This is a genomic window from Cognaticolwellia mytili, assembly GCF_002104475.1.
GTDB lineage: Bacteria > Pseudomonadota > Gammaproteobacteria > Enterobacterales > Alteromonadaceae > Cognaticolwellia > Cognaticolwellia mytili.
In genome coordinates, this window is record NZ_NBOF01000014.1 from 1 (window position 1) to 905 (window position 905).

The window sequence follows — 905 nt, forward strand, 5'->3', positions numbered from 1 at the left end:
TTAACCTTCGGGAGGACGGTCACCACTTTGTGATTCATGACTGGGGTGAAGTCGTAACAAGGTAACCCTAGGGGAACCTGGGGTTGGATCACCTCCTTATCTTGAAGTAAAACAGCTTAATGGAAACCTCGGTTTCACGAGTGTCTACACAAATTACATGATAACGAATTAGAAGAAGAAAACGTAAAACCCTAGCATAATAAGGGGCTATAGCTCAGCTGGGAGAGCGCCTGCCTTGCACGCAGGAGGTCAGCAGTTCGATCCTGCTTAGCTCCACCACTTATTATACTATGCAGGTCTGTAGCTCAGCTGGTTAGAGCGCACCCCTGATAAGGGTGAGGTCGGCAGTTCAAGTCTGCCCAGACCTACCAATCTTCTTCAAAAGAATTGAATGACCAAACTTAAGGTATCCTTCTCAATTGAGAGTGATGATTTACGTTTGGTTTTTTAAACCAAGTTTTTAGCCGAATGCGTGCTAGATACTACTTCTTTAACAATCTGGAAAGCTGATATAAATACCGGTATTTATATGTCAAACACGGTGTCGCGCTGTTGTTTGTATAATTATAAATACCAAGCTGTTGTTACTTCTTTTATCGGGAAGTAATGATGGTGATTATGGCTCCTCCTCGGAGACGTAATCAACCCGATATTTTCTTTTATTAGAAAGTATCAACTCTTATTCAAGACACACTTTGTGTGCGTGAAAATGTCAGACTTTACAATTGCTGTGGTTTAGTCACCACGGTGTACTTTGTATCTTGCCTTATTTATAAGAAAAGACTACTTAGGGTTGTATGGTTAAGTGACTAAGCGTATGTGGTGGATGCCTTGGCAGTTAGAGGCGATGAAGGACGTGTTAATCTGCGAAAAGCTTTGGTGAGGTGATAAAAACCGTTATAGCC

Annotated in this window: 2 tRNA genes and 2 rRNA genes; all 4 read left to right on the plus strand. The window is 42.0% G+C overall.

What is annotated here, in order from left to right:
- Positions 1-99: ribosomal RNA gene (locus B7C41_RS19855) — 16S ribosomal RNA — on the plus strand; the annotation flags it as partial.
- Between the two features lie 104 nt (positions 100-203).
- Positions 204-279 (plus strand) — tRNA-Ala (locus tag B7C41_RS19860).
- Positions 280-294: 15 nt separating this feature from the next.
- Positions 295-371: transfer RNA gene (locus B7C41_RS19865), tRNA-Ile, on the plus strand.
- Positions 372-799: 428 nt separating this feature from the next.
- Positions 800-905 (plus strand): 23S ribosomal RNA (locus B7C41_RS19870); the annotation flags it as partial.